General features: G+C 70.4%; 18 protein-coding genes and 1 pseudogene. 13 read left to right on the forward strand and 6 right to left on the reverse strand.

Annotation, left to right across the window (positions count from 1 at the left end; translation table 11 throughout):
- Window positions 1–176 precede the first annotated feature (176 nt).
- Window positions 177–1,283, reverse strand: a complete 1,107-nt coding sequence (locus tag B1L11_RS32050) for a citrate synthase 2 (RefSeq protein WP_079319121.1) — start codon at window positions 1,281–1,283, stop codon at window positions 177–179.
- Window positions 1,284–1,453: 170 nt separating this feature from the next.
- Here B1L11_RS32050 and pdxH point away from each other — a divergent pair, with 170 nt between their 5' ends.
- On the forward strand, window positions 1,454–2,098 hold the full coding sequence (gene pdxH / locus B1L11_RS32055; protein ID WP_079319122.1) for a pyridoxamine 5'-phosphate oxidase: 645 nt from the start codon (window positions 1,454–1,456) through the stop codon (window positions 2,096–2,098).
- Between the two features lie 256 nt (window positions 2,099–2,354).
- Here pdxH and B1L11_RS32060 read toward each other — a convergent pair.
- Window positions 2,355–2,855: pseudogene (locus B1L11_RS32060) on the reverse strand (UdgX family uracil-DNA binding protein); the annotation flags it as partial.
- Window positions 2,856–2,879: 24 nt separating this feature from the next.
- On the opposite strand from B1L11_RS32060, the gene B1L11_RS32065 reads away from it, so the two are divergent.
- Both B1L11_RS32065 and B1L11_RS32070 read left to right on the forward strand, forming a co-directional pair.
- Window positions 2,880–3,584: a metal-dependent transcriptional regulator gene (locus B1L11_RS32065; protein ID WP_079319123.1), complete on the forward strand. Its 705-nt coding sequence runs from the start codon at window positions 2,880–2,882 to the stop codon at window positions 3,582–3,584.
- A gap of 120 nt (window positions 3,585–3,704) precedes the next feature.
- Window positions 3,705–5,933, forward strand: a complete 2,229-nt coding sequence (locus tag B1L11_RS32070) for a SpoIIE family protein phosphatase (RefSeq protein WP_079319124.1) — start codon at window positions 3,705–3,707, stop codon at window positions 5,931–5,933.
- Window positions 5,934–5,969: 36 nt separating this feature from the next.
- Here the strand turns inward: B1L11_RS32070 and B1L11_RS32075 are convergent, their stop codons facing one another.
- Window positions 5,970–6,860 (reverse strand): hypothetical protein, encoded by an 891-nt coding sequence (locus B1L11_RS32075; protein WP_079319125.1) that lies wholly within the window; start codon window positions 6,858–6,860, stop codon window positions 5,970–5,972.
- A 151-nt stretch (window positions 6,861–7,011) separates the two neighbouring features.
- On the opposite strand from B1L11_RS32075, the gene B1L11_RS32080 reads away from it, so the two are divergent.
- Window positions 7,012–7,803, forward strand: a complete 792-nt coding sequence (locus B1L11_RS32080; RefSeq protein ID WP_079319126.1) for an alpha/beta fold hydrolase — start codon at window positions 7,012–7,014, stop codon at window positions 7,801–7,803.
- 65 nt (window positions 7,804–7,868) lie between these two features.
- Window positions 7,869–8,030 (forward strand): hypothetical protein, encoded by a 162-nt coding sequence (locus tag B1L11_RS47300; RefSeq protein ID WP_179155420.1) that lies wholly within the window; start codon window positions 7,869–7,871, stop codon window positions 8,028–8,030.
- Between the two features lie 9 nt (window positions 8,031–8,039).
- On the opposite strand, the gene B1L11_RS32085 is transcribed toward B1L11_RS47300, so the two are convergent.
- Complete coding sequence (locus tag B1L11_RS32085; RefSeq protein ID WP_079319127.1) at window positions 8,040–9,185, reverse strand: acyl-CoA dehydrogenase family protein; 1,146 nt, start codon at window positions 9,183–9,185, stop codon at window positions 8,040–8,042.
- A gap of 238 nt (window positions 9,186–9,423) precedes the next feature.
- Between B1L11_RS32085 and B1L11_RS32090 the strand changes: the two genes are divergently transcribed.
- Together B1L11_RS32090 and B1L11_RS32095 are read left to right on the forward strand one after the other, a co-directional pair.
- The gene (locus tag B1L11_RS32090; protein ID WP_079319128.1) at window positions 9,424–10,851 is read left to right on the forward strand and encodes a hypothetical protein; all 1,428 of its coding nucleotides are present in this window, start codon (window positions 9,424–9,426) and stop codon (window positions 10,849–10,851) included.
- Between the two features lie 11 nt (window positions 10,852–10,862).
- Entirely contained in the window at window positions 10,863–11,756 is an 894-nt protein-coding gene (locus B1L11_RS32095) for a class F sortase (RefSeq protein ID WP_179155421.1), read from the forward strand.
- An 11-nt stretch (window positions 11,757–11,767) separates the two neighbouring features.
- Here B1L11_RS32095 and B1L11_RS32100 read toward each other — a convergent pair whose 3' ends face one another.
- Entirely contained in the window at window positions 11,768–12,529 is a 762-nt protein-coding gene (locus tag B1L11_RS32100) for a hypothetical protein (RefSeq protein ID WP_143737695.1), read from the reverse strand.
- A 148-nt stretch (window positions 12,530–12,677) separates the two neighbouring features.
- On the opposite strand from B1L11_RS32100, the gene B1L11_RS47305 reads away from it, so the two are divergent.
- The 5 genes from B1L11_RS47305 to B1L11_RS32135 all read left to right on the forward strand — a co-directional run bounded on the left by B1L11_RS47305 (window position 12,678) and on the right by B1L11_RS32135 (window position 18,244).
- Window positions 12,678–13,919, forward strand: coding sequence for a hypothetical protein (locus B1L11_RS47305; RefSeq protein ID WP_179155422.1), 1,242 nt, complete (start codon window positions 12,678–12,680; stop codon window positions 13,917–13,919).
- Between the two features lie 273 nt (window positions 13,920–14,192).
- Complete coding sequence (locus B1L11_RS32120) at window positions 14,193–15,005, forward strand: hypothetical protein (protein ID WP_143737696.1); 813 nt, start codon at window positions 14,193–14,195, stop codon at window positions 15,003–15,005.
- A gap of 9 nt (window positions 15,006–15,014) precedes the next feature.
- Window positions 15,015–15,932 (forward strand): class F sortase, encoded by a 918-nt coding sequence (locus B1L11_RS32125; protein WP_079319135.1) that lies wholly within the window; start codon window positions 15,015–15,017, stop codon window positions 15,930–15,932.
- Between the two features lie 81 nt (window positions 15,933–16,013).
- The gene (locus B1L11_RS32130) at window positions 16,014–16,997 is read left to right on the forward strand and encodes a hypothetical protein (RefSeq protein ID WP_079319136.1); all 984 of its coding nucleotides are present in this window, start codon (window positions 16,014–16,016) and stop codon (window positions 16,995–16,997) included.
- A 101-nt stretch (window positions 16,998–17,098) separates the two neighbouring features.
- Window positions 17,099–18,244 (forward strand): acetyl-CoA C-acetyltransferase, encoded by a 1,146-nt coding sequence (locus B1L11_RS32135; RefSeq protein ID WP_079319137.1) that lies wholly within the window; start codon window positions 17,099–17,101, stop codon window positions 18,242–18,244.
- Window positions 18,245–18,306: 62 nt separating this feature from the next.
- Here the strand turns inward: B1L11_RS32135 and B1L11_RS47310 are convergent, their stop codons facing one another.
- Window positions 18,307–18,456: a hypothetical protein gene (locus B1L11_RS47310; RefSeq protein WP_179155423.1), complete on the reverse strand. Its 150-nt coding sequence runs from the start codon at window positions 18,454–18,456 to the stop codon at window positions 18,307–18,309.
- 321 nt (window positions 18,457–18,777) lie between these two features.
- Between B1L11_RS47310 and B1L11_RS47315 the strand changes: the two genes are divergently transcribed.
- Window positions 18,778–18,939 (forward strand): hypothetical protein, encoded by a 162-nt coding sequence (locus B1L11_RS47315; protein ID WP_179155424.1) that lies wholly within the window; start codon window positions 18,778–18,780, stop codon window positions 18,937–18,939.
- Window positions 18,940–18,972 lie beyond the last annotated feature (33 nt).

Consider the following 18,972-nt stretch of genomic DNA (forward strand, 5'->3'; position numbering starts at 1 on the left):
AAGGACGCCGCCGACCCCGCCCGGTGACCCGGCCCGCGGCACAGGGCGCCCGGAGACGCGGAAACGCCCGCCCCCGGAAAGGGGCGGGCCGGTGAAGGGTGCTGACGGTGCGCGGGCGGGGCCCGGGCGGCCTCTCGGAGCTTGTGGCACGCCGCAGGGCCGCGACCGCGCCGAGCTCAGACCTTGCCGATGACCTCGGCGGCGCCGGGCACCTCGTTGATGGAGCGCTGCTTCGGGCCCACGTAGTTGGCGCTGGGGCGGACCAGCCTGCCCGTGCGCTTCTGCTCCAGGATGTGGGCGGCCCAGCCGGCGGTCCGGGCGCAGGTGAACATCGAGGTGAACATGTTCGACGGCACCTCGGCGAAGTCGAGGACCACCGCGGCCCAGTACTCCACGTTGGTCGCGAGGACCCGGTCCGGCTTGCGGGCGTGCAGCTCCTCGAGCGCGGCGGTCTCCAGCGCGGCGGCGACCTCGTAGCGCGGCGCGCCCAGCTCCTTGGCCGTACGGCGCAGCACGCGGGCGCGCGGGTCCTCGGCCCGGTAGACCCGGTGGCCGAAGCCCATGAGCCGCTGGCCCTTGTCCAGCTCGCTCTGGACGTACTTGCGGGCGTCACCCATCTTCTCGACGCCCTCGATCATGTGCAGCACCCGCGCGGGCGCGCCGCCGTGCAGCGGGCCGGACATCGCGCCGACCGCGCCCGACAGGGCGGCCGCCACGTCGGCGCCGGTGGAGGCGATCACGCGGGCGGTGAACGTCGAGGCGTTCATGCCGTGCTCCGCGGCCGACGTCCAGTAGGCGTCGATGGCCTTCACGTGCTTGGGGTCGGGCTCACCGCGCCAGCGGACCATGAAGCGCTCGACGATGCTCTCGGCCTCGTCGACGCGCTTCTGCGGGACCATGGGCAGGCCCAGGCCGCGGGCCGACTGCGCGACGAACGACAGAGCCGTCACCGAGGCGCGTGCGAGATCGTCGCGGGCCTGGTCGTCGTCGATGTCGAGCAGCGGGCGGAAGCCGTACGACGGCGCCAGCATGGCCAGCGCGCTCTGTACGTCTACTCGGATGTCGCCGGAATGGACGGGAAGTGGGTACGGCTCCGCCGGGGGCAGGCCCGGCTGGAACGTGTTGTCGACGAGCAGGCCCCAGACGTGTCCATAGGAGACGTTGCCCACGAGCTCTTCGATGTCGACGCCCCGGTATCGCAGGGCGCCCCCTTCTTTGTCCGGTTCCGCGATCTCGGTCTCGAACGCCACCACGCCTTCGAGCCCGGGTTTGAAGTCGGACATTCTCGGCCGCCTCCCTCTCTTGTGAAGTCCAGAGCCTTGATGTCGAGATACCGGCGGGTCAATTTAACCCGCAGCGCCCGACTGTCGCGCCCCCGGCCCTACCCAACGGGGTTCTCCCAGGTAGGGGCCACCGAGCGAGACGTACGCCGAGCACGCGAGAATACCTTTCCGTGGACAGCGCTTCGCACCTCCCCGGGCTCCGGCACAGTTACGAAGGTGAGCCCCTCCTCGAATCCGGCATGGCCGCCGACCCGGTGACACAGTTCGCGCTGTGGTTCGCGGACGCCGTCGCCGCGGGCCTGCCCGAACCGAACGCCATGGTCGTCGCCACCAGCTCCGCCGGAGGCCGTCCCTCCGCCCGCACCGTCCTCCTCAAGGGCTTCGACGAGCGCGGGTTCGTCTTCTTCACCAACTACGAGTCTCGCAAGGGCCGCGACCTCGGTGAGAACCCGCGGGCCTGCCTGCTGTTCCCCTGGCATCCCATCAGGCGGCAGGTCCGTGTGGAGGGCTCGGTCGTACGGCTCCCGCGCGAGGACAGCGCCGCCTACTTCCACTCTCGTCCGTACGGCTCCCGCATCGGCGCGTGGGCCTCCCGTCAGTCGGCCGTCGTGGAGTCGAGGGAGCAGCTCGACGCCAGGTTCCGGGAGCTGGCCGCGCGCTGGCCGGAGGACCCGCCGCTGCCGGACTTCTGGGGCGGCTTCCGGGTGGTGCCCGCGGAGGTCGAGTTCTGGCAGGGCCAGACCGACCGCATGCACGACCGGCTCCGCTACCGGCGCAGCGGCGGCTCCTGGACGCTGGAGCGCCTCGCCCCCTGAGGTCCCGCCCCCGACGCCGATCAGAGCAGCCCGGCCGCTCAGGGCAGCCCGGCCGCTCAGAGCAGCCCGGACGCTCAGGGCAGCCCGGACGCTCAGGGCAGCCCGGCCGCGACCTTGAGGTCGGCGAGGAAGCCGGCGTACGCCTCGTCCCGGTCGGGCGCGCGCAGGATCGCCGAGGGGTGGATCGTCGCGACGTAGTACGCCCCTCGCGCCGGGGGACCGGCTCCCCCCGATGCCTGGTGACGCGGAAGTCCGGGCCCAGCAGGGCCCGGGCGGCGGTGGCCCCCAGCACCACGGTCACCTCCGGGTCCACCAGGTGCATCTCGGCCTCGAGCCAGGGCCGGCAGGCGTTGATCTCTCCCACGGTGGGCTTCTGGTGGATTCTGCGCTTGCCGCGGGGCTCGTACTTGAAGTGCTTGACCGCGTTGGTCACGTACACCGCCTCGCGCTCGATGCCCGCCTCTTCGAGCGCCTTGTCGAGCATGTGCCCGGCGGGCCCGACGAACGGCGCGCCCTCGCGGTCCTCCTGGTCGCCCGGCTGCTCGCCGACCAGCATGAACCGTGCGTCGGGAACGCCCTCGCCGAAGACCGTCTGCGTGGCGGCGCGGTAGAGGTCGCAGCCCTCGCAGTGCCGTGCGGCCTCCCTGAGCGCGGGCAGGCTGATCTCCGCCGGAAGGAATCGCTGGGCTCCGATGTTTCCCATCCTGGGTCGCTTCCCCAATAAGGTCGGCTGCGAACACGGGGGAGGTCGTAGCATCGATTTACAAGGACTGGAGGAGCCTTGACCGCACACGGCCTGATCGACACGACGGAGATGTACCTCCGGACGATCTTCGAACTCGAAGAGGAGGGCATCGTCCCGCTCCGCGCCCGGATCGCCGAGCGACTGCAGCAGAGCGGTCCGACCGTCAGCCAGACGGTGGCGCGCATGGAGCGCGACGGCCTGGTCAAGGTCGAGGGGGACAGGCACCTCAGCATGACCGCGCTGGGCCGCACGCTGGCCATCCGCGTCATGCGCAAGCACCGCCTCGCGGAATGCCTGTTGACGCAGGTGATCGGCATGCCGTGGGAAGAGGTCCACATCGAGGCGTGCCGCTGGGAGCACGTGATGTCGGAGTCGGTGGAGACCCGGCTCGTGAACCTTCTCAAGAACCCCCGGGTGTGCCCGCACGGCAACCCGATCCCGGGTCTGGACGAGCTGGGGGTGCCGCAGTCCGGTTCGGCCGGAGATGAGATGGTGTCTCCCATGGTGACCCTCGCGGGACATGCCCCCGTGCCCGTTGTAGTGCGCCGAATCAGCGAACAAGTGCAAAGCGATCCCGCCGTGATGCTTAAACTCAAGCAAGTTGGGATACAACCGGGACGCGAGGTGACGCTCGCGGCGAGTGACAACGGTGTAACGGTGACTGGTGATGGTGAGGTGGGAACCACGACCGCGGACCTTCCGAGGGACGTCGCCTCACACGTTTTTGTCACCAGACGATGACGGAATGAGTTGTGCCTGGTTGAATCCCCTAGGGAGTCCTTTCATTTCTCGCGACCCAGCCTTCGCAGGAGCGCCCGTGCCCGGCATAGCGAACCCACCTCGTCAAGGGACGGTCGTGGCATGAGGCGATGGGGAGATCTGTCACAGGACGCCGACGACCACCTTTCCGCCGGTTCGGTTCTCGACCACGCGGAGATGGCCGTGGTCGTGACCGACCGCTTCAGCAACGTCCTGTACTGGAACCCCTTCGCCGAGCAGTTGTTCGGCCGCGTGGGCGCGTCTCCGGGCAAGGAGTCGCTGCACACCCTGGGGATTTCGGAGAAGGACCATCCGCTCACGGCCGAACTGGCCAAGCACGTGCTGCGCGGCGGCGTGTGGGAGGGCACGTTCGACGTGGCCCGAGGCGACGGCACGACGATCTACGTGCGCGCGCAGGCCGTGCCGCTGCGGCACCCCTCCGGCTCCGTGAGCGGCATCGTGATCACCGCGCGCGAGGCGATGCGCAGCAACGAGCGTGAGAAGGACCGCTTCGGCCTGCTCGAGCGGATCGGCGAGCGGCTCGCCGGCTCCCTGTACGTCGAGGAGACGCTCAACCGGGTCGCGGAGATGCTCGTCCCGCAGTTCGCCGACCACTGCTTCATCGAACTGGTCGAGGGCGACCGCCTGGTGCGCAAGGTCTCCACGCACGTGAACGGCTGGACGCCGCCGCCGGACACCTGGCGGCCGGTCGGCGCGGAGATCAGATACCCCCTCGGGCACTACGCCGAGACCGCCCTGCGCCGCCAGGAGACGATCCTCGTCGAGGACTTCTCCCAGGTCAGCTACCCGGCGACGAGCGAGGGTGCGGCCCGGCTGTGCGGCGAGATCGGAGTGACCTCGGCCATCGCCGCCCCGCTGTGCGTGCGCGGCGAGACGTTGGGCCTGATGTACCTGGGCCTGTCCAACCTCTCGAACCGCCGTTCGCCCCACTACGACACCTTCGACCGCGACTTCGTGGGCGCCATCGCCACCCGCGTCGCGCTCGCCGTCGACAACGCGCTGCTGTTCGAGGAGGAGCGGCACACCGCCGAGTCGTTCCAGAAGCACCTGCTCCCGCGTCAGCCGCTGCCCTCGCTCGACGGCCTGGAGATCGCGGTCCGCTACTACCCGGCCGCCCCGCTCGCCTCGCACGGCCAGGGCATCCAGACCCAGGTGGGCGGCGACTGGTACGACGTGATCCCGCTGTCGGCCGGCCGCGTCGGCATCGTGATCGGCGACGTCGAGGGCCGGGGGGCCAAGGCGGCGGCCGTCATGGGCCAGCTCAGGGCCGCGTTGCGGGCCTTCGCCCAGGACGACAAACCGCCCGCCGACATCCTCGCCCGCCTCGACGAGTGGACCAGGATCGTCGCCGCGCCCGAACACGACGACTTCGGCGCCGACATCACCAACCCGCCGATCGTCACCTGCCAGTACATGGTGTACGACGCGTGGTCGAGGCAGCTGTCGTTCGCCAACGCCGGGCACGCCCCGCCGCTGCTGATCGTGGACGGCGAGGTCAGGGACCTGGACATCACCGAGGTCGGCCAGCCGCTGGGGGTGCGGGCCAAGGGCATGCACGCCGACCTGGTCTACAAGGAGGAGACGAGGGAGCTGCCGCCCGGCGCGACCCTGCTCCTCTACACCGACGGCCTGGTCGACCGCAGGCCGCCGCGCGACTCCGCCACGGGCGTCCCCGATGACGACGAGGCGCTCGACGTCCTGCGTGAGAAGCTGGCCAAGGCGTCGGGGGAGTCCGTCGAGCGCATCGCCGACCTGGCCACGGTGGCCGTCCCCGGCGAGATCGACGACGACATGGCCATCCTCGTCGTCCGCTCGGCGGGCACGGAGCTGCAGTCCCAGGAGCGTACGTTCCCGGCCCAGCCGATCATGGTGAGCGAGGCGCGGCGGATGGCGTCCGAGGCGTTCGCCGGATGGCAGGTGCCCGAGGAACGCGCGGAGCTGGCCTGCCTGCTCGTCTCCGAGGTCGTGACCAACGTGGTCCTGCACGCCGCCAGCGCCAGCGTGCCGCGCCGCGAGCTCGTGCTCGACGGTCCGCCGCTGCCGTTCGACGAGTCGTGGGACGTGCCGGGCTTCGAAGAGGAGATCGCGGGCGACAAGGAGTTCACCCTGCGGCTGCGCAGGGGCGCGGAGTCCGTCTGGGTCGAGGTCTTCGACCAGGACCTCCGCCTGCCCCGCATCCGCAGCGCGGGGGAGAACGACGAGGGCGGCCGTGGCCTCTACCTCGTCGACCAGCTCGCGCGACGCTGGGGCTCCCGCCCGACCCGCGAGGGCAAGGCGGTCTGGTTCGAGATCCCCATCGGCGGTCGTTAGGTCGTGACGCGCCCCCGGCGCGGGGGCGCGTCACGGTCAGTTCTTCTGCTTCAAACAGCTGTAGCCGCTCGGCCGGTCGGGTTCGAGCGTCACCTGCCGCAGCACGGTCGCTTCCATGGAGATGCGGAAGGTCTCCTGGTGCGCGCAGTCGTACAACGCGTACGCGCCCTCGCGTTCGCCGAGCAGCAGCACCTGCACGCCGCCGCGCAGCACCTTGCCGCTTTCGCGGTCGTTGAGCACCACCCACTGGTCCTGGAAGCCCACCATCGACAGGAGCATGCTGGCGGGCCTGCCCTTCTCGGCGACGGCGAGCGCGTCGCTCTCCATCTGCCCCATCAGCGCGAAGCCCAGCCCGATGCCGGTGAACGCGGCCACCACGATCTTCATGCCGGCGCGGCCGGTCGGCCGCCGCCGCAGCAGCCGGAACGGCACGAGGAAGGCCAGGGCGCCGATCACCACCGCGGTGATCACGATGCCGGCCAGCGACGCGCCCTCGCCCAGCCCGAGGTAGCCGAGGAAGCCCCAGTAGCTCGCCCCGCACCACAGCGCACCGGCGGTCGCGGCGGCCCACGGGCGCACACGTACGGCCTGGGCCAGGCGGAACAGATGGCCGAGGGTGGCCTTGTCGAGCAGCCAGACGGCCGCCACGACGATGCCCGCGACCAGCGCGCCGCCGATGATGAGCAGGATCAGCGTTCCCACCAGGCGGCCGAACATGGTGGCCTGGTCGATGCCCGCCTGCTCCGGACTGATGTTGAAGATGCCGTACACCTGCTGGATGCCGAGATAGAGCAGCGCGTACAGGGCTATGCCGATGGGCACCACGACTGATCCGCTGCGTTCCAGCAGGTCGACGACGCCGGCTTTCATGTCCGGCTCCGGCGGGTCGGCGAGGCCGGTGTGCTCCTCCGGCTTGGTGATGGTCATTTATCGGTTCATTTCGTCTTCGGTCGTTGCGACGGAACATGATTGCAGCCCGCGCGGACGAGCACGCACCGGATCCGCCTCGACGGTCGGGGAGCGGACACCACGCGCTGCGCGCTTCTTTCCGGCCGTCCCGGGTGCTTGACTCGGACGCATGGAGCTCGCCCACGACCGCCGCGGCAGCGGCCCGCCGCTGGTCCTCCTCCACGGCATCGGTCACCACCGGCACGGCTGGCTGCCGGTCCTCGACCTGCTCGCCGAGCGGCACGACGTCATCGCGGTGGACCTGCCCGGCTTCGGCGAGTCCCCGCCGCTGCCGTACGGCACGCCGTACAACGTGGAGACGCTGGGGCGGGCGGTGCGGGAGTTCTGGACCGGGCTCGGCCTGAGCCGGCCGCACGTCGCGGGCAACTCGCTGGGCGGCTACATCGCGCTCGACCTGGCGTCCTCCGCCGACGTCCGCACGGCCGTCGCGCTGTCTCCCGCCGGGTTCTGGTCCCGGCTCGAGTACGCGTACGCGCGGGCCGTGCTGCGCCTGCTGCGGCTGGCGGTGCGGGCGGACGGGCTGCCCACGCTCGCGGCCGGAACGGACGAGGGGAAGGCGCTGGCCTTGGGGCTGTTCGTGGCCCGTCCGGAGCGGCTGTCCCGCGAGGCCGTGCTGGCGGCGGCCGTGGCGATGCGCGAGTGCGTGGGGTTCGAGGAGACGCTGGACTCGCTGGCGTGGGTCGCGCCGCCCGCGCCGCCCCAGGTGCCGGTCACCATCGCCTGGGGCGACCGCGACCGGCTGCTGCCGCGCCGGCAGGCCGTACGGGCGGCGCGGTGGGCGGGGCAGCGGGCGCTGCTGCTGCGGGGCTGCGGCCACGTGCCGATGAGCGACGACCCGGAACTGGTCGCGCGGGTGATTCTCGAAGGCAGCGTCCGCGAAGGCGGCGAAGACCCGCGCTGAGTCTCTCTGTGCCGCTTGTGCCGACGGGCGCGCGGGGGCGGGGAAACCCACGCATACTGATCCGTGTGGACACCGGACTCATCCTTCTGGTCTTCCTGGCGTTCCTGTTCGCGTGGCTGCTGAACAAGGTGCGCCGGTTCTTCCGGCTGAGCCCGGTGGCCTACGGAGGCGTGATGGTCGTGTTCGTGGTGGCCATGCTGCTGATCTGGGGGCAGCAGCACAGCTGATTTGTTGCTTCAGAAGCCGAAGGACCGGCCGATGATCTCCTTCATGATCTCGGTCGTGCCGCCGTAGATCGTCTGTACACGGCTGTCCAGCCAGGCCTTGGCCACCGGATACTCCAGCATGTAGCCGTAGCCGCCGTGAAGCTGGACGCACCGGTCGATGACCTTGTTCTGCAGCTCGGTGGTCCACCACTTGGCCTTGGCCGCGTCCACCGCCGTGAGCTCCTTGGCGTTGAGCGCTCGCACGCACTTGTCCACGTAGTGGCGGGCGATCTCCACCTCCGTGGCCAGTTCGGCCAGCAGGAACCGGGTGTTCTGGAACTTGCCGATGCTGCGGCCGAAGGCCGTACGGTTGCGGCAGTACTCGATCGTCTCCTCCAGCACCGTCTCCGCCGCGGCCACGGCCGCCACCGCGATCGACAGCCGCTCCTGCGGCAGGTTGTTCATGAGCTGGAAGAAGCCCTGGCCCTCCTCGCCGCCCAGCAGGTTGGCCACCGGCACCCGGACGTTCTCGAAGAACAGCTCGGCGGTGTCCTGCGCGTGCATGCCGACCTTCTCCAGGTTCCGGCCGCGGGTGAAGCCCTCCATACCGCGCTCCACCACCAGCAGCGAGGTGCCGCGCGCGCCCGCCGAGGGGTCGGTCTTGGTCACGACCACGACGAGGTCGGAGTTGATGCCGTTGGTGATGAAGGTCTTCTGGCCGTTCACCACGTAGTGGTCGCCCTCGCGGACGGCGGTGGTGCGGATGCCCTGCAGGTCGCTGCCGGCCCCCGGCTCGGTCATCCCGATGGCCGTGATCAACTCACCGGACGCGAAGCTGGGCAGCCAGCGCTGCTTCTGCTCGTCGTTGGTCAGATCGACCATGTACGGCGCCATGATGTCGTTGTGCAGGCCGAATCCCAGGCCGGTGGCGCCGACGCGGATGATCTCCTCGACGATCACCATGTTGTAACGGAAGTCGGTGATCCCCGAGCCGCCGTACTCCTCCGGCACGGAGAAGCCGAACATGCCCAGCTCGCCCGCCTTCTTCCACACGTCGCGGGGGACGATGCCGTCCTTCTCCCACTGCGCGTGGTGGGGGACGACCTCACGGGCCATGAACTCACGGACGGTCTCGCGGAAGAGGTCGTGCTCCTCGTCGAAGAGGTCTCGCCGCATCGGGTACGCCTTCCGGCTCAGGGTCTGTTGGCCGCACCAGAATACGATTCTGGTCGTTCCCTGGTCGATCGGCTTCAAGTCGTACGGAGGGTCACAACTCCGAAACCATCGCGATAACGGCCCCTTTGACCGCTTCGGTTACCCCTAAGATCTACCTTCGGTTTGCTATAGGCCCGCCAGGGCGGACCTGTGATCGGAGTATGCGGTGATTCGGTGGAAAGCTGGTCTTCCTAGGACCATGGCCGCCTTGGCCCTCGGCCTGGCCGGTACGGCAATCGTCGTCGTGCCCTCGATGACGGCACAGGCCAATACCGCCGACCTCGTCGTCGATTACGCCTGCCAACAGGGCATCGCCACCTCGGGTTCGGGCACCGTCTATCTTCGGACGAAGCTCACCGTTCCCACCACGCTGAACGTCGGCGATCCGCTCAACGTGGCGTGGAAGCTGAACTACAAGGACGCGACGCGCTTCGGAGCGCCCGCGCGGCTGCCCAACGGTGGCCGGATCGAGGTGACCGGGCGGGTCAACCTCACCGGCAGCTGGATCGGGCAGCTTCAGCCCAAGGGGTCCGTGGACCAGCCGGGCGCGATGATCAAGGGCACGCCGCTCAATCTTCCCGACGGCATCGCCGACTTCGCGTACACCGATCGAGAGGGAACCCTCACGGTCAAGCCCGGCAAGCTGTTCGTCGACTTCCGTCCCCCCGCCTCCGAGGTCATGGTCAACGACGACGACCCGGCGATCACCTACAGCGGCGGCTGGGAGAACCTCGAAGGGCAGCCGAGCGGGGACAACGACTACCACCTGGACCTGCACCGGACGACGGTGGCCGGCGCCTGGGCGTCCTTGACCTTCACCGGCACCGGAGTGGACTACGTCGCGCAGCGAGACCGGCGTGCGGGACCGATCGACATCGCCATCGACGGTCAGCCCGGTACTCCGCCGCGGATCGATCCCTCGACGAACGACGACGGCACCCCGGTGAACGACGCCAACAAGGGCGGGCAGACCCTGTGGAAGTTCCGCGGTCTTAAGTACGGCGAGCACACGATCACGATCAAGAACGTCGAGGACGCCAAGTGGGGCCAGCTCGACGCGTTCCGCGTGGTCACTCGGGAGCTGGTCAACCCGCCGCAGGAGTACCGCGCCGAGTGCACGCTCATCAGCGCACCGGTCGGTATTGAGGTGACGATCGGCGGTGGCGACAACCCGGCCAGCCCGTCGCCGGACAGCTCGCCGGACAACTCGCCTTCTCCGGACAGTTCGGCCAGCCCTTCGGGAAGCGTCTCGCCGAGCGTGTCCCCCACTCCCACCCCCACGCCTTCCCAGTCGCCGAGCGGCGGTCAGTCGCCCTCGCCGTCGCCGTCGCCTTCGGCGAGCAGGAGCCCGAACCTGGCGCCGACGCAGAACTACGTGGTGGCGGTGGTCACGCAGGGCAGTCCTTCGCCGACGGCGACGAAGACGGTGACGCTGACCGCGACGCCGACCGTGGCGCAGGTGGCGATCACGCCACAGGGCGGCGCGCAGACCGGTGAGGCTCCGGAGCGTGTGTCGTCCTCGGGCATGCTGCTGATCGGCTCGGGTGGCGCGCTGTTGATGATCGGAATGCTCAGCGGTGTGGCAATGCTCCGGCGCAGGGCGGCGCACTCGGGCGAGCGGAGCTGAGAAGGATGACGATGAACGACACTCCTGACGGTGGCGCTCCCGAGCAGGGCGGCGCGGGCACCGACGCCAAGAAGACGCGTAAGCCGCTGCCCCAGCCGGTCCTCGCGACCCTGCTCGTGGCCGGGTCGTTCGGCGGCATCGCGGCCGTGATGGCCGGGATGCTCGCCGTGCTGAGCCCCTCGGACCCGCAGGAGAGCGGGCCGGTCCCGGGCGCGGTGAACGTCCAGGACGCGGGCAACGTGGCCTTCCTGCCGCCCACCGTGGGGCCGGGCGGGCCGGGTGTGCCGCTCACGGCGGCGGACCCGACCGCGCCGCCGCCGCTTCCCGCGATCAAGCCGATCGCCCCGCTGACCCTCACGAGCGCGGCATCGTCATCCCAGACGCCGCTTTCGTCGTCCTCGTCCTCGTCGTCGACCGCCAAGAAGACGACGACCAAGAAGGTCACCGGCAGGCCGCTCAAGATCAGCATTCCGGCGATCGGGGTGAAGGCCACGGTGGGCTCGGTGGGCGTGGACAAGACCGGCGCCATTCAGACGCCCCCGCTGAGCAAGCCGAACCTCACCGGCTGGTACCGCTTCGGACCGGCCCCCGGCGACCAGGGGCCGGCGATCATTCTCGGGCACGTGAACACCCGCAAGGGCGCCGCCGTCTTCAGCCGCCTGCGCGAGCTGAAGCGCGGCAACAAGATCGCCGTTCTCCGCGCGGACGGCAAGATGGCGATCTTCACGGTGGACGGGATCGAGCAGGTCAGCAAGTCGACGTTCCCGACGAAGCGGGTCTACAGCAACACGATCACGTCCTCGCTGCGGCTGATCACCTGTGGTGGGGTCTACAACGCCAAGCAGCACCACTACACCGACAACATCATCGTCTACGCGACGCTGACGGAGACCAAGGGCAAGTGATCGCGAGGTGATCAGCCCCTGCTGATCACCTCTTCGCCCTCCCGCGCCTCACGCTCGGGCGGATCGTGCGGCCTGCGCCGTACGGCCGTCCGGGCCGCGCGCTGGACCAGGAGTGTGCCCGCCACCGCCGCTACCGCGACGGCCACCAGCGCGTACGGCTGACGCCACGGCGAGGAGTCACCGCCGGCCGCAGAGACCTTGGCCGGTTGGGTGGCGCGGTCCGGCTTGGTGGTCCGGGCCGGCTGCGCGGACGCGGCGGGCGTCGCGGTCGGAAGGCGGTTGGGGATGACGGCCGCAGCCTTCCAGGGGAACCCCGGCGGCTTCACCGGACCCCAGTAATCCATCACCTCGGTGCCGGCGGGCACCGGGAACTGCGGCGGAGCCGCCTTCAGCCCGCCCGGCACCGTGAGCGTGCCGATCTCGTACGGCGCGAACATGCCCTGCAATCCCTGCACCCGCCACCGTCCGGCCGGCACCTTGATCGACGTGGCATAGTGGGCGGGTTCCGGCAACGGCGTCCCGTCGAACGTCAGGGCCGTGCCGTCCTCCCCGGTCAGGCGCAGGCCGACCGGTTCGAGCCCGCCGGGGCCCTCGTACGGATGGGTGCCGTGCTGGAGCACCCAGAAACCCACCGTGTAGGAGACATCGGGTCGCACCTCGGCAGGGAGCGGGTCGAGTTCGGTCACGGCCCAGAATCCGGCCCGCGCGTGAGCGGGCAGGGCCGGTGCGAGAATCGCCGCCATCGCCGCGAGCGCCACGAGCAGTCGTCTCATGTCAACACCTCCACCCTCCCTACCCGGGGAGGGCGATGAAGGTTCCCTGAGAATTTCCTGACATAGGGCACCCGCCGGTTATGTCGATGGTCAACTCCTGGGAGACTGTTCGCTACGTGTACGTGACTGTGGTGGCAGGAGAGACGTCGTGCCCGACCCCAGTGCCCGGCGCAGGAGTGCCCGGCGTCGCATCGCGGCCCGATCGGCGGCGGGAGCGACGGCCGCACTGGCCCTGATGACGTGGCCGGTGCTCGCGGCGACCGAAACCAGGACCGTGTCGTATTCCTGCACCCCGGCGGGCGGCGCCGCCGCGACCTACCCCGTGAACGTGACCCTGGTCGCGCCCGACAACCCGGTGGTGAGCAGCGCGGCGACCGTGACCTGGCGGATCGCTCCCGCCACCCCGTCGGACGGCCAGAGCGCGATGGTGGCACCGGCGACGGGCATCGCGGCGAACGACCTGGTGATCGCCGAGGGCCTGATGGAGGTGACCGGCGCTCCCGTCGTGAGCGAGTCCGCCACTCCCAGCGCCTCGCCGACCCCCACGCCGTCACCGTCGGCGTCGCCTTCCGCGTCCGCCACCCCGTCCCCGTCGGCCTCCCCGTCTCCGGAAGACGCGGGTGACGCCCGCGACACGGAGTCTCAGGTGGCGGCGGACACCTCCGCGACGCCGTCCCCGAGTGCGACGCCCTCTCCCAGTGCGACGCCGTCCGGCGACGAGTCGGGCTCGGCCACGGACGACACGACGACCGGCACGCAGGAGGAGACTCCTTCGGCCGTCACGCTGAGCCCGTCCGCGTCCACGGCGGTTCCGGTCTCCCTCTCGCCGTCGGCCACGCTGACGCCGATCCCCGAACTGCTCGTCACGCTGACCCCGACGGCGGAGGGCACGGTCGGAGTCGCGGCCGGGAACTTCACGCTGAAGCTGCGGCCGGCCGGGGATACGACCGGCACGGGGCAGGCGCTCTACACGTGCACGCTGCCGGACTCCGCGACCCGGGCGTCGCTCGCGCTCACCGTGGCCGCCTCCTCGTCCGCCTCGCCGTCCCCCTCAGCGTCCGCGTCGCCCTCTCCCTCGCCGAGCCCGACCGGCAGCGACGACGACGACGCGAGCAGCTCGCCCACTCCCAGCGCCACGGCGTCGACGAGCCCGACCCCGACCAGGACCAGGACGGTCACGGCGACCGCCACCGCGGCGGTCCCCCGTACGGCGACCAAGCAGATCAAGACGACGCCGGTCGGCGGTGCGCAGACCGGGGCCGGGGGCGACGCGGGCCCCGACGCCCGGCTCGTCGTGCTCACCGGCCTGGCGCTGATGGCCGCGGCAGCGGCCGGAGGGCTGCTGCTGCGCCGCTTCGGCCCGAACGCCGGTTCGTACGGCAGGCGCTAGCGTCCGGCTGACGCGGACATGCCGAGAACGCGAGAAAGTTTGAGCAACCGGAGGCGGTCTTGGGGTTTTTGTCCGTAAGATCTCTACCTGACTGTGACCGTATGCTGGAATGCTGGTACGCCTGTTGACTGCGAGCATCGAAGTGGAGAGAAGTCAGTGCTGAAGTCAAAGGCGCGGGGCCGTGTCGCAGGAAGGGCCGCCGCGGCCGGAGTGGTCAGCGCGGGCCTTCTCCTGGGCCTGGGCGCGCTCGGTGCGCATGCCGACACGAAAACCGTGACATACACCTGCACGCCGGGCGCGGGCGGCACCGCCGTCACGCACGATTTCACGGTGACGCTCACCGCGAGCACCTCGACGGTGACCGGCACCCAGTACACCGCGTCCCTGAGCATCCAGCCGCTCACGACCTCGGAGTTCCCCGCGCCGGTGCAGATCGCGAGTGGCGCGGCGATCGAGTTGCAGCCCAGCGTGTCGGCGTCGGCGCTGCCGGCCGGTATGACCGCGGGCGTGTCCACGCCGTCGCCGACCGGCGCGGCGTTGACCTCGGCGGTCGCGGCCCAGGCGTCGATGCCGCCGCTCCCCGTGGCGACGCTGACCGTCACGCCGTCGGCCGGGGCCACCTCCGTCGTGCTGACGGCGAAGGACTTCAAGATCAGCATGGTCGCGCCCGCCGGCACGGGCACGACCACGACGCCCACCCTGCTCTACAACTGCGTGGTCGCCACGACGGGTGCCAACACGGCCCCCGCGGTGGCGACGATTCCGGTCACGAACGCCTCGGCGTCCCCGAGCGCGAGCGCGAGCGCGAGTGCGAGCCCCAGCGCCAGTGCCTCCGCGAGCACCTCGCCCACGCCGCGTAACACCCGGACGGTGTACGAGACGGTCTTCGCGTCGCCCACGCCGAAGAAGACGAAGACCAAGTCCGCCCAGGTCGAGAACACGCCCGGGGGCGGCGCGGCCACCGGTGGTGGAGGCGACGCGGGCCCGGACGCCCGCCTCTTCGTCCTCACCGGCACGGCGCTCATGCTGGCGGCGGGGGCCGGCGGACTCGTGCTCCGGACCCGGCGCCGCCCGGTGAGGCAGTAGGACGAAGCCATGACCACCCCGCCACCTGGACAGTACCCGCCGGGCCAGCCGTACGGCATGCCTCTCGGGCCGGGCGGGCAGGGCTACCCGCAGCCGGTTTACGGCCAGCCGGTCTTCCAGCCGGTCATGCTGCCCCAGATGCAGCCCGTGCAGCCGGTGCCCCCGCCGCAGCCGCCGGAGGAGAAACCTCCCGGTGACAGCGCGGCGGCCATCCGGCGGGTGCTGATCACGGCGGCCATCCTGGGCCTGGTCATCGTGGTCGTGGGCGTAGTGATCATGGTGAACAACCCTGACGAGTACGCCACGCCGACCCGTCAGACGCTCAAGCTCGCGGCGCCGCAGAACGGGCTCGCCCCCTCCGTGGGCCCGGGCGGCGCCGGGCAGCCGCTGACGCAGGCGGTCGCCGACGCGCCTCCGCCGGTTCCGAACATTCCGGCGGCTCCGGCGATGCAGCCGTCCACGCCCAAGCGCCTGGTCATTCCCAAGATCGGCGTGAACGCCCCGATCAAGTCGGTCGGTCTCGACCGCTCCGGCGCGATCCAGACGCCCCCGATCAGCAACCCGAACCTGGTCGGCTGGTATCGCGGGGGCCCGACGGCGGGTGAGGCGGGCCCGGCGGTCATGCTCGGCCACAAGGACACAACCAACCGCAGCGCCGTCTTCACCCGCCTGCACGAACTGGCGTACGGAGACAAGATCGAGGTGTACCGCCTCGACGGGACCGTAGCCATCTTCACCGTGGGCGGTATCGAGCAGGCGAACAAGCAGACGTTCCCCACCAACCGGGTGTACGGGCACGCCGACAACGCCGAGCTCAGGCTGATCACCTGCGGCGGCAAATACAACTATTCGACCGGTCACTACTTCGACAATGTCATCGTCTACGCCACGATGACTGGAACGCGTCTGGCGAAAACGAAGTCCTGAGCCCGGGGCACCTCGCCGGAAGGGCTCGTGATCGGAGGCCGTCGGGGTTATGGTCTCTTCGACCGATCATGAGGAGGGCCTGTGGGCTGGTTCTCGAAACTCCTGCTTCCCGGTCGGCTGCGCACGGGGCCCACGGCGCTGCTGCCCGCCCGGCCGGATCCGAAGACACTGCTGGCGGTCGCGCAACTCGCCGATCCCGAGGCGAGGGCCGACGGCGACGACATCCTCGCGGGCGGGTCGCGCATCCAGTCGCCCGTCGAACTGACCGGAGACGTCCTCGCCAAGCTCGGCGTGCCCGACGAGGACAGGCTCTGGGCGTGCCGGATCGCCGCCGAGGGCCCGCTGCCGGTGGACTTCTTCGACAAGAGCCTGGCCGAGGGAATCGCGTACCGCCTGGGCGGCTGGTCGCTCTGCCAGGGCGAGCCGCTCGATCCGGCGGAGGACGGCGGAGACCCGCTGGTCTACCTGCCGGCCGTGCCGGAGCCCGAGGAGATCCTGCCGATCCTGCGCGGGCTACTGGGCCCGGTCGAGGCCGTGGACACCGAACAGTGGCCCGAAGGGGAACTCGTCGACGGCGTCGTCCACGTCCCCGTACGCCGTGGCCGGGTCGCCGACGTCTACGCGGGCGCCGACCTGCTGGTCACGGTCGAAGAGGGGCATCGCATGCCGCCCGCCGCCCAGACCCGCTGGCCGTACCTCACGGAGATCGCGATCGCCCGGGTCTCCCCCGATCGCGCGTACGGAGGAGGCGCGGGAGGACGCGGGGCTTCCCGGCGCGGCCCCCGGAGAAGCGGCCGACGGCCGGCGGAAGACGTGACGAGCGCGGACGCGACCGCGAGCGCGCCGGACACCGACTCCCACACGGAGGGCGCCCCCGAGGACCCCCTCATCGCCGCCGGCATCGTGGATGGGGACATGGTGCGTGAGGACGACAAGCGGGCGGAACTGGTGGGGCGAGCGGCCATCGCGGTGACGCTCGCGAACGGGCTGCGGGGAATCGCTGCAGACAGCCGGGGTTTCCAGCTGGTCGAGCCCGCCGACGCGCTTCCCGGAGGTTATGCCTGAGCTCTGCCCGTCACCCATGCCCATACCGTCGCCTCCCCCGACGAAAGTTCTGATGTAACCTCTCACTAACCGAACATTGCTCGGTTTCCTATGGAGGCACTGTGGCAGAGGCGTACATCGTCGGGGCGGTCCGCACGCCGGTCGGCAAGAAGAAGGGCGGGCTCTCCACGGTCCACCCGGTCGACCTGGCCGCCCACACTCTCTCCGCGCTCGTCGAGCGCACCGGCGTCGACCCCGCCGCCGTGGACGACGTGATCATGGGCTGCGTCATGCAGTTCGGCCCGCAGTCCATGGACATCGCGCGCAACGCGTGGCTCAGCGCGGGCCTCCCGGAGACCGTGGCCGGAGTCACGATCGACCGGCAGTGCGGCTCGTCGCAGCAGGCCATCCACTTCGCCGCGCAGGGAGTGCTGTCGGGCACGCAGGACCTGGTCGTGGCGGCCGGCGTCGAGTCGATGTCGATCGTCCCGATGGGGTCGAGCATCTCGGCGGCCCTGGAGAAGGGCATGCCGTTCCCGTTCGGCGACAAGTGGGTCGAGCGGTACGGCAAGCAGGAGATCTCCCAGTTCCGCGGCGCGGAGCTGATGTGCGAGAAGTGGGGCCTGGAGCGTGACGAGCTGGAGCGCTACGCCTACGAGAGCCACCAGCGGGCCGCGAAGGCGATCGCGAACGGCCACTTCAAGGACCAGATCGCCCCGGTCAACGGCGTGACCGACGACGAGGGTCCCCGGCCGGACACCACGCTGGAGAAGATGGCCGAGCTGAAGACCCTGCGCGAGGGCGGCCGGATCACCGCGGCCACCTCCTCGCAGATCTCCGACGGCTCCGGCGCGCTGCTCATCGCCTCGGAGCAGGCGGTGCGCGACCACGGCCTGGTCCCGCGCGCCCGCATCGTCACGCTCGCGCTGACCGGCGACGACCCGGTCTACATGCTCACGGCGCCGATCCCGGCCACCCGGAAGGCGCTGGCCAAGGCGGGGCTCTCGATCGGGGACATCGACGTCATCGAGATCAACGAGGCGTTCGCCCCGGTGCCGCTGGCCTGGCTCAAGGAGATCGGGGCCGACCCGGCGCGGACCAACCCCAACGGCGGCGCGATCGCGCTGGGGCACCCGCTGGGCGGCACCGGCGCGATCCTCATGACCAAGCTCCTGCACGAGCTTGAGCGCACCGGCGGGCGGTACGGCCTGCAGACGATGTGCGAGGGCGGCGGCCAGGCCAACGTCACGATCATCGAGCGTCTCTGACCGTTCCACCCGGAAAGGGCACCCCGGATCACTCCGGGGTGCCCTTTTCGTCGCGAAGCGGCTTACTTGGCTCTCGGCAGCCGCCGCGGCTGCCGTACCGGCCGCATGGACGGGGCCGGGATCTGGCGTGGTGGCGGGGGGAAGGAACGCTGGGGCTGCGGCGTGCGCGGGTTCTGCTGCTTGCCGCCCTTGCTGGACGCGCGAGTACGCATACGGGATCTCCTTGTACGTCGGGAACGCGGCACCGAGGTGCCGTCACTCAGCTGCCGCGTCGGATGGACAGGGCCGGAAAGCTGAGCGGATCAGCGGCTCAGAGGGCTGATCAGCGGTCGCCGTACAGAATCCACATGCCGGTCATCCTAACAAGGCGCCGCGTCCCCGGACAAAGGGTTTTTCTCCTGCCGAAGCGTGCCGAAGCATGCTGAAGCGTGTGAATCGTTCAACTGAGGTGCAAGTCGGCCCCCAGATCTTCACAAGCGGCGGGATGTCTACTCGAACCCGCAAGAGAGACATTCGTTGCACAGGAGATTCCAGTGAAGTCCATCAAGCGCGCCGCCGCCGTCCTCGCCACCACGGCTGTCGCCGTCACCACCTTCGGCGTCCTGTCCGGACCGGCGCACGCGATGCAGCCCGGTGACGGCTGGTACCGCTGCTACATCTCGGGCCACGGCTGGATGTGGTGCTACGACCTGTGAGCCTGACGGCCTTACAGCAGGGCCCCGCCCGGG

This window comes from Microbispora sp. GKU 823 (assembly GCF_002027145.1).
Taxonomy (GTDB): Bacteria; Actinomycetota; Actinomycetes; order Streptosporangiales; family Streptosporangiaceae; genus Microbispora; species Microbispora siamensis.